8 protein-coding genes and 1 pseudogene are annotated in these 8,662 nt (G+C 77.2%); 4 read left to right on the top strand and 5 right to left on the bottom strand.

Translation table 11 applies throughout. The annotated features are described in order from the left end of the window. The first annotated feature begins 32 nt into the window (after positions 1-32). The 3 genes from E9549_RS09725 to E9549_RS09715 all read left to right on the top strand — a co-directional run bounded on the left by E9549_RS09725 (position 33) and on the right by E9549_RS09715 (position 3,261). Entirely contained in the window at positions 33-911 is an 879-nt protein-coding gene (locus tag E9549_RS09725; RefSeq protein WP_236826342.1) for a putative selenate ABC transporter substrate-binding protein, read from the top strand. A gap of 62 nt (positions 912-973) precedes the next feature. Beyond that, complete coding sequence (locus E9549_RS09720; RefSeq protein WP_236826341.1) at positions 974-1,654, top strand: phosphonate ABC transporter ATP-binding protein; 681 nt, start codon at positions 974-976, stop codon at positions 1,652-1,654. Continuing rightward, complete coding sequence (locus E9549_RS09715) at positions 1,651-3,261, top strand: ABC transporter permease (RefSeq protein ID WP_236826340.1); 1,611 nt, start codon at positions 1,651-1,653, stop codon at positions 3,259-3,261. Before E9549_RS09720 ends, E9549_RS09715 begins: the two co-directional genes overlap by 4 nt. A 114-nt stretch (positions 3,262-3,375) precedes the next feature. Here the strand turns inward: E9549_RS09715 and E9549_RS09710 are convergent, their stop codons facing one another. From E9549_RS09710 to hrcA, 3 genes are read right to left on the bottom strand one after another with little or no spacing between them, the layout of a single operon-like run. After that, the gene (locus E9549_RS09710; RefSeq protein WP_236826339.1) at positions 3,376-4,125 is read right to left on the bottom strand and encodes a 16S rRNA (uracil(1498)-N(3))-methyltransferase; all 750 of its coding nucleotides are present in this window, start codon (positions 4,123-4,125) and stop codon (positions 3,376-3,378) included. 3 nt (positions 4,126-4,128) lie between these two features. Further along, complete coding sequence (gene dnaJ, locus E9549_RS09705) at positions 4,129-5,259, bottom strand: molecular chaperone DnaJ (protein WP_236826338.1); 1,131 nt, start codon at positions 5,257-5,259, stop codon at positions 4,129-4,131. 16 nt (positions 5,260-5,275) lie between these two features. Next, positions 5,276-6,298, bottom strand: coding sequence for a heat-inducible transcriptional repressor HrcA (gene hrcA, locus E9549_RS09700; RefSeq protein ID WP_236826337.1), 1,023 nt, complete (start codon positions 6,296-6,298; stop codon positions 5,276-5,278). Positions 6,299-6,565: 267 nt separating this feature from the next. Between hrcA and E9549_RS09695 the strand changes: the two are divergent. After that, positions 6,566-6,856: pseudogene (locus E9549_RS09695) on the top strand (type II toxin-antitoxin system VapB family antitoxin); the annotation flags it as partial. Between the two features lie 90 nt (positions 6,857-6,946). Here E9549_RS09695 and E9549_RS24115 read toward each other — a convergent pair. Then, on the bottom strand, positions 6,947-7,552 hold the full coding sequence (locus E9549_RS24115) for a response regulator transcription factor (RefSeq protein WP_236826336.1): 606 nt from the start codon (positions 7,550-7,552) through the stop codon (positions 6,947-6,949). Then, positions 7,549-8,661: a sensor histidine kinase gene (locus tag E9549_RS09685; RefSeq protein ID WP_236826335.1), complete on the bottom strand. Its 1,113-nt coding sequence runs from the start codon at positions 8,659-8,661 to the stop codon at positions 7,549-7,551. Before E9549_RS09685 ends, E9549_RS24115 begins: the two co-directional genes overlap by 4 nt. Position 8,662: the final 1 nt, after the last annotated feature.

Below are 8,662 nucleotides of genomic sequence, written 5' to 3'. Positions count from 1 at the left end.
CGGCCGGTCGTCGTTCTCGACAAGGGAGAGACATGCGCACCAAGCTCCACACCGTCGCCGCCGTGCTCGCCGGCTGCTCCGGCACCTCGACCGCCGCACCCGGTTCGCCCGGCCCGCTGCGCATCGGCGCCATCCCCGACCAGGACCCCGAGGTCCTGCAGCGGCAGTTCGGCACGGTCGCCGACTCCCTCGCCGCGGCCCTCGGCCTCGACACCGGGTACCGGCCGGTCACCGACTACGCCGCCGCCGTGTCGCTGTTCCGCACCGGCGACCTGGACCTGGTGTGGTTCGGCGGGCTCACCGGCGTCCAGGCCCGGCTGCAGACCCGCGGCGCCGTCCCGATCGCCCAGCGCGACATCGACGAGGAGTTCCACTCGGTCTTCGTCGTCAACACCGCCACCGGGCTCGCGCCGGCCGACGACCTGCGCCCGCTGGCCGGGCTGCGCTTCACCTACGGCAGCGAGACCTCGACCTCCGGGCGGCTCATGCCCGCCTACCACCTGCGCGAGGCCGGCGTGGACCCCGAGGGCTTCCCCGGCGGGCCCGGCTTCTCCGGCTCGCACGACGCGACGATCGCCCTCGTCGCCTCGGGGACCTACCAGGCCGGTGTGCTCAACGAGCAGGTGTGGCGGTCCCGGTCGGAGGGCGGCGAGGTGGACCCCGCGGTGACCGCCTACGCCCGCACCCCGGCCTACCACGACTACCACTGGCTGCTCGGTCCCGGTGCCGTCGAGCGCTTCGGCGACGACCTGGCCGGGCGGCTCACCGGCTGGTTCACCGGGCTGTCCGCCGACGACCCGGACGACGCCGAGGTGCTCGAGCTGTTCGGCGCGGGCTCCTTCATCCCGACCGAGGCGGCGAACTACCGGCAGATCGAGGAGATCGGCCGCGACCTCGGGCTGGTCAGCTGAGCGAGGCCGTCCGGCTCACCGGTGTCGAGGTCCGCTTCGGCGGCACCCCCGCCCTCGCCGGGGTGGACCTCGCGGTGGCCGCGGGTGAGCGGGTCGCCGTCGTCGGCGCCTCGGGTGCGGGCAAGTCGACGCTGCTCGGGGTGCTCAACGGCTCGGTGCCGCCGACGGCCGGATCGGTGCGGGTGCTCGGCCAGGACCCGGCAGCCCTGCGCGGGCGCGAGCTGCGCCGGCTGCGGGCGCGCACCGGCACGGTCCACCAGCACCTGGAGCTCGCCGGGCAGCTGCGCGTGGTGCACAACGTCAACGCCGGGCGGCTGGGCTCCTGGTCGGCGGCCCGCGCCGCCTGGTCGCTGGTCCGGCCGCAGGGCACCGGCGACGTGCTGGGTGCGCTGGCCCGCGTGGGGCTGGCCGACCGGGCGTACGAGCGCACCGACCGGCTCTCCGGCGGGCAGCGGCAGCGGGTGGCCCTGGCCCGGCTGCTGGTGCAGCGGCCCGAGCTCGTGCTCGCCGACGAGCCGGCGTCGGCGCTGGACCCGGCGCTGGCCGACCAGGCGCTCGGCCTGCTCGGCGAGCTGGCGACCGGCCGCGGCGGCGCGCTGCTCGCCTGCCTGCACGACCCGGCCCTGGCGCTGCGGCACTGCGACCGGGTCGTCGGTCTGGCCGCCGGACGGGTGGTGCTCGACGCCCCGGCCCGCGCCCTGACGGTGGCGGCGCTGGAGGGCTTCTACGGGGTGAGCCGGTGACGGCCGTCGTGGAGCGGCCCGCGCCGCCGGCTCCGCGGCTGGACCGTGACCGCCGGCGCTGGGCCTGGGGGCTGGGCGCCCTGGCCCTTCTGGGCTGGGCGCTGGCCAGCAGCGGCCTGCTCTCCGGGCCGGTGCTCAACCCGGCCGGCACCGGGCAGGTCGGCCGCTTCCTCGCCGCCGCCGTCCGCCCGGAGCTCGGCGCGGAGTTCCTCCGGGTCGTCGCGGGCTCCACGCTGGTCACCGTCGCGTACGCCGTGCTCGGCGCCGGGCTGGCCGTGCTGATCGGTGCGCTGGGTGCGGTCCCGGCGTCCCGCACGACGTGGGGACGGCGGCGCACCGGCTGGCTGCTCACCCGCGGCGGGCTGGCGCTGCCCCGCGGCCTGCACGAGGCCGTGTGGGGCCTGCTGCTGGTGAACGTGCTGGGCCTCGACCCGTGGGTCGGGGTGCTGGCGATCGCCGTGCCCTACGGCGCGATCACCGCCAAGGTCTTCGCCGACCTGCTCGACGAGGCCCCGCGCGGGGCGTACCGGGCGCTGCTCGCCGCCGGGGCCGGTCGCGGGACGGCGGCGCTCTACGGCCTGCTCCCCCCGGCCGCCGGTGGGCTGCTCTCCTACTCCTTCTACCGGCTGGAGTGCGCGGTGCGCTCCGCCGTCGTCCTCGGCCTGATCGGCGCCGGCGGGCTGGGCTACCAGCTCGCGCTCTCCTTCACCTCGTTGCGCTGGGCGCAGGTGTGGACGACGGTCTACGCGCTGGCCCTGCTGTGCCTGCTCGCCGACGTCGCCGGCCGGGCCGTGCGCCGCCGCGCCGCCGCACCGCGACCCGGGCCGCGGCGGGACCCGGTGCTCACCGGCGCCGTGCTGGCGGTCGTCGCGCTCGCCGGCTGGGCGGTCTGGTACCTGGCGCTCTCCCCCGCCGCGCTGGTCTCCGACCGCACCCGCGAGCAGGTGGTCTGGGTCGCCTCGGCCGCGTGGCCGCCGGCGACCGACGGCGACCTGCTGCCGGCGGTGTGGTGGGCGTCGGTGGAGACCCTGCGGATGTCGGTGCTCGCGGTGGCGTTCGCGACCGCGGGGGCGGTGGCGCTGGCGGGCCTGGCGGCGCGCCCGGGACGCCCGGTGCGGCCCGGGCGCGCCGCGCTCGGGGGGCTCACCCGCACCGGGCTGCTCCTGCTGCGCGCCGTCCCCCCGCCGGTGTGGGCGCTGGTGCTGCTGTTCGTCCTGCTCCCGGGAGCGCTGCCCGGGGCGGTCGCGCTCGGCGTCTACACCCTCGGCGTGCTGGGCCGGCTGGTCGGCGAGGCGGTCGAGGAGGCCGACCGGCGCCCGGCGGAGGCGCTCCGGGCGGCCGGGGCCTCACCGGCCACCCGGTGGCTGTACGGAGGTGCGCCCGCGCTGGCCGGGCCGGTGCTGGCGCTGGCGCTCTACCGGTGGGAGGTCGTCGTGCGGGACACGGTGCTGGTCGGCCTGCTGGGCGCCGGCGGGATCGGCGTCCTGCTCTCCGCGGCGACGTCGTCGTTCGACTGGCCCGCGGTCACCACGGTGCTGATCGCGATCGTGCTGCTCACCGTCGCCGTCGACCTGGTGGGCGCCCAGGCCCGCGCCGCCCTGCGCTGAGGCAGGGCGGGCCGTGGCGCGGGGGCCGGAGGCTCCGCGGCACGGATCCGCGGACGCACTCGTCGCAGCAGGGGGTCGGCACGTGGCCGTGGTGCGGTCCGGAGGACCGCAGTGTCAGAGCCAGCGGGTGCGGGCGGACAGGGCGGCGAGGGCCGCGGCGCCGGCCGTGGAGGTGCGCAGCACCTCGGGGCCCAGCCGCACGGCCTCCGCCCCGGCCGCGCGGAACGCCACCACCTCGCCGTCGGAGAGCCCACCCTCCGGGCCGACGACGACCACCACCGTCCCCGAGGCCGGCACCGCGAGCCCGGCCAGCGGCAGACGGGCCTGCTCGTGCAGGACGACGGCGAGGTCGGCCTCGGCGAGCATGCCCGCGACCTCGCGGGTGCTCATGGGCGCGGTGACCTCCGGCAGCCGCGGCCGGCGCGACTGCTTGCTCGCCGCCCGGGCCGCGGCCCGCCACTTCGCGACGCCCTTCTCCACCCGGTCGTCCCGCCAGCGGGTCACGCAGCGGGCGGCCTGCCACGGCACGATCCGGTCGACGCCGAGCTCGGTGGCCAGGTCGACCGCCAGCGGGCCCCGGTCGCCCTTGGGCAGCGCCTGCACGAGCACGAACTCCGGGTCGGGCGCGGGCACCTCGAACCGGTTCCGGACGGCGACGCGCAGGCCCGCGGGGCCGGCGGCGACGACCTCACCCTCGGCGACCGTCCCGGCGCCGTCCCCCACGTGCACCCGCTCGCCGGGCTGCAGGCGCAGCACGTCGACCGCGTGCCGGCCCTCCTGCCCGGCGACGAGCAGCTCCTCGTCGTCGGGCAGCGGGTCGAGCAGGAACAGCGGGGCGCCGTCGAGCTCGGGGGCCTCGGTCACCGGTCAGCGCCCGTGGAACGCGTCGCGGACCCGGGAGAAGAGGCCGCCCTGCGCCTCGCGGTCGCCGCCGGGCTGGTCCTCGCCCCGCAACGCGGCGAGCTCGCGCAGCAGCTTCTCCTGCTCGCCGTCGAGCCGCGTCGGCGTCTGCACCTCGACGTGCACCAGCAGGTCGCCGCGCCCGGTCGCCCGCAGCCGCGGCGCCCCGTGCGCGCGCAGGGTGAGCACGCTGCCCGACTGGGTGCCCGGGCGGATGTCCAGCTCCTCCTCGCCGTCGAGCGTCTTGAGGTTCAGCGTGGTGCCCAGCGCCGCCGCCGTCATCGGGAGGGTCACCCGGCAGTGCAGGTCCTCGCCGTCGCGGGTGAACACCTCGTGCGGGCGCTCGTGCACCTCGACGTAGAGGTCGCCGGCCGGCCCGCCGCCGGGGCCGACCTCGCCCTGGCCGGTGAGCCGGATGCGCATCCCGTCCTCAACGCCGGCCGGCACCTTCACCGACAGGGTGCGGCGGGCCCGCACCCGGCCGTCGCCGCCGCACTTCGGGCAGGGCTGCGGGATGACCTGGCCGGTGCCCGAGCAGGTCGGGCAGGTGCGGCTGGAGACCACCTGGCCGAGGAAGCCGCGCTGCACGCTCTGCACCTCGCCGCGCCCGGAGCAGGTGCCGCAGGTCGCCGGGTGGGTGCCGGGCGCGGTGCCGGCGCCGGTGCAGGCGTCGCAGAGGACGGCGGTGTCGACGGTGATGTCCTTGGTGGTGCCGAAGACGCTCTCGTCGAGCTCCAGCTCCACCGGGATGAGCGCGTCGCGGCCGGCCCGCGTGCGGCTGCGCGGCCCGCGGGTGGCCGCACCGCCGAAGAAGGCGTCCATGATGTCGCCCAGGCCGCCGAACCCGGCGCCGCCGAACCCGCCGGCACCTCCCGACCCCGCGTCGAAGGGGTCCCCGCCGAGGTCCACGATCCGGCGCTTCTCCGGGTCGGTCAGCGCCTCGTAGGCGCGGGTGACCTCCTGGAAGCGCTCCTTGGCCTCCGGGTCGGGGTTGACGTCCGGGTGCAGGTCGCGGGCCAGCCGCCGGTAGGCGCGCTTGATGTCCTGGTCGGTCGCGCCCTGGGCGAGGCCCAGCACGCCGTAGTAGTCGGTCGCCATCGAAAGAGTCTCGTCCTCAGCTCTCGGCCAGCAGGTGGCCGACGTAGCGGGCCACGGCTCGCACCGCGGCCATGTTCCCTGGGTAGTCCATGCGCGTCGGCCCGACGACCCCGAGGCCACCGAGCGCGCGGTCGCCCGAGCCGTACCCGACGGTGACCAGCGAGGCCCCCGTCAGCGCCTCGTGCGCGTTCTCCTCGCCGATGCGCACCAGCACGGTGCCGGCGTCGACCTCGCTCATCAGGCGCAGGACGACGACCTGCTCCTCGAGCGCCTCCAGCAGCGGTCGCAGCGTCCCGGAGAAGTCGGTGCCCGCTCCGCGGGCGAGGTTCGCCGTCCCGCCGATGACCAGCCGGTCCTCGCTGGGCTCGACGAGGGTCTCGACGAGGGTGGCGCTGACGGCGGCGACGAGCCCCCGCAGGTGCGGCGGCGCGGTCTCCAGCAGGCCCGGCACCTTGTCACCGGCCTCGCCGAGCTTCACCCCGGCGAACGCCGAGTTCAGCAGCGCCCGCAGCTCGGGGACGGCGGCGGCGTCGACGTCGGGCGGGCAGTCGACGACGCGCTGCTCGACCCGGCCGGTGTCGGTGATCAGGACCAAGAGCAACCGGCCGACCGCCACCTGCACCACCTCGAGGTGCCGGACGGCGCTGCGCGACAACGTCGGGTACTGGACGACCGCCACCTGCCGGGTCAGCTGCGCGAGCAGCCGCACGGTGCGGCCGAGCACGTCGTGCAGGTCGACGGCGCCGTCGAGGAAGCGCTCGATCGCCCGGCGCTCCGCGGACGACAGCGGCTTCACCGCCGAGAGCCGGTCGACGAAGAGCCGGTAGCCCTTGTCGGTGGGCACCCGGCCGGCGCTGGTGTGCGGCTGGGTGATGTACCCCTGCTCCTCCAGCACCGCCATGTCGTTGCGGATGGTCGCCGGGGAGACCCCGAGGTCGTGCCGCTCGGCGAGGGCCTTGCTGCCCACCGGGTCGTTGGTGGAGACGAAGTCCTGGACGATGGCCCGGAGGACCTCCAGGCGGCGTTCGTCGTGCGCCACGGTGACACCTCCCCGTACCGGTCGACGTGCCGTGCCGCACCCCCGGGGCGCGAGGCCGCCGCCGGCCCCGGGCGTGCCCGGTCTGGCACTCGCACGGACAGAGTGCCAGGCCAGCATACGCCTCGGACGCCGTCCGCCTCAGGCGCTCGCGGGCCCGCGGCGAGCCCCGGGAGGGACCGGCCGGATCGGGGCGCGGCGTCGTCCCGGCGGCTAGGGTGGGACCGGTCGGTGCCCCTGGCCGGGGGCGGAGAGCGGGAGGTCGGTCCCCTGATCTTCAAAGGCGTGCGCAACGGGCGCCCCTACCCCGACCACGGGCTCTCCGCGCGCGACTGGGCGATGATCCCCCCGCGCCAGGTCCGGCTGGACACGCTCACCACCACCAAGCGCGAACTGGCCCTCGACGCGCTGCTCGCCGACGACTCGACCTTCTACGGCGACCTCTTCCCGCACGCGGTCCAGTGGCACGGGGAGCTCTACCTGGAGGACGGGCTGCACCGGGCGCTGCGGGCGGCGCTGCAGCAGCGCAACGTCATCCACGTGCGGGTGCTCGACCTCGACGCGCTCCCCCCGGTGCGGGCACCCGAGGGGCCGAGCACCGCCTCCCTGCCCGCGCAGCCCCCGGTCCCCGGCCCGCGCGGCCGCTGACGGCTACAGCCAGCCCTTCTCCTCCGCGACGCGGGCCGCCTCCACCCGGGTGCGGGCGCCTGTCTTGCCGATCGCGGAGGAGAGGTAGTTGCGCACGGTCCCCTCGGACAGGAAGAGCCGGCCGGCGATGTCGGCCACGGTCGCGCCGTCGGCCGCGGCCCGCAGCACGTCCGCCTCCCGCGCCGACAGCGGCGTCGCCCCGATCGCCAGCGCCGCGGCGGCCAGGTCGCGGTCGATGACCCGCTCCCCGGCCATGACGGCCCGGATGCCCTGGGCGAGCTCGCTCACCGGCGCGTCCTTGACCAGGAACCCGGCGGCGCCGACCTCCATGGCCCGCCGCAGGAAACCCGGCCGCCCGAACGTGGTGAGGATGACGGCGCGGCACCCCGGCAGCGCGGTGGCCAGCTCCCGGGCCGCGGTCAGGCCGTCGGCACCGGGCATCTCGATGTCCAGCAGCGCCACGTCGGGACGGTGCTCGACGGCGGCCGCCACCACGGCGTCGCCCCGGCCCACCTCGGCCACCACCTCGATGTCGTCCTCCAGCTCCAGCAGCGCCCGGAGCGCCCCGCGGACCATCGTCTGGTCCTCGGCGATGAGCACCCGGATCACGACGCCGCCACCGGCGAGGCCGCGACCGGGCTGGTCAGCGGCACCGACGCGGTGAGCCGGAAGCCGGCACCCTCCCCCGGGCCGTGGTCCAGCCGGCCCCCCACGGCGGCGACGCGCTCGGCGAGCCCGGACAGCCCGGCGCCGGCCGGGGCCTCCCCGCCGCGGCCGTCGTCGGCGACGGTCAGCTCGGCGGCGTCCTCCGCGGTCCGCAGGGTCACCGTCACCGACCGGGCCCCGCTGTGCCGCAGCACGTTCGTCGTCGCCTCGCGCACCACCCAGCCGAGCACGGCGTCCACGGGGCCGGGCAGCGGCCGCCCCGGCGCCGGGGCCCGGAGCGCGATGCCGGCCGCCGACAGCGCGGAGCGCGCCTCGGCCAGCGCCTGGGCGAGGTTCACCTGGCGGTAGCCGCTCACGGCGTCGCGCACCTCGGCGAGCGCCCGCCGCGCCGCCGCCTCGACGTCGGCCATCTCCTGGCGGGCGCGCGCCGGGTCGCGCTCGGCCAGCCGCCCGGCCAGCTCGCTCTTGAGCGCGATCAGGGACAGGCTGTGCCCGAGCAGGTCGTGCAGGTCGCGGGCGAACCGCAGCCGCTCCTCGGCGACGGCGTTGCGGGCCAGCTCCTCGCGGGCCTCCACCAGCTCGCCGTTCACCGAGATCAGCTGCCGCATCCCGCGGAGCGCGAACGCGGTGAGCAGGCACATCACCGGCAGGATGAAGACCTCACCCAGGACGCCGTGGGCGGCCAGCACCCCGGCGCAGACGCCGCCGGCGCCCAGGACCGCCGGCCAGACCCACCGCTGGGGCAGCCCGACCGAGGCCGCGGCGGAGACGTAGATCAGCAGCCCCGCCCAGGCGGGACCCAGCCAGACGGCCAGCCCGACGCCGAGGACGGCGACGACCGCCAGCGGCACGCGGGGCCAGTCGCGGCGCTCGCCGAAGGCGCCCTCGAAGATGCCCAGGTAGACGACGGTGAAGGCGACCAGGCCCCCGGCCGCCACCAGCTGGACCGGCAGCGGCCGGGGCGTGCTGAGCAGGTCGGCGACCGGGAAGACCTGGAACAGCAGCCAGGGCACGGCCCAACCCAGGCGCTGCCAGCGGTTCGGAGGGCCCACG

It is taken from the genome of Blastococcus sp. MG754426 (assembly GCF_021699055.1).
Classification (GTDB): domain Bacteria; phylum Actinomycetota; class Actinomycetes; order Mycobacteriales; family Geodermatophilaceae; genus Blastococcus.
This window is presented reverse-complemented; position numbering and strand designations above follow the sequence as displayed.

Coding starts and splice junctions, on each gene's coding strand:
- E9549_RS09725 (WP_236826342.1), top strand. CDS start 33: ATGCGCACCAAGCTCCACACCGTCGCCGCCGTGCTCGCCGGCTGCTCC.
- dnaJ (WP_236826338.1), bottom strand. CDS start 5,259: ATGGCGACCGACTACTACGGCGTGCTGGGCCTCGCCCAGGGCGCGACC.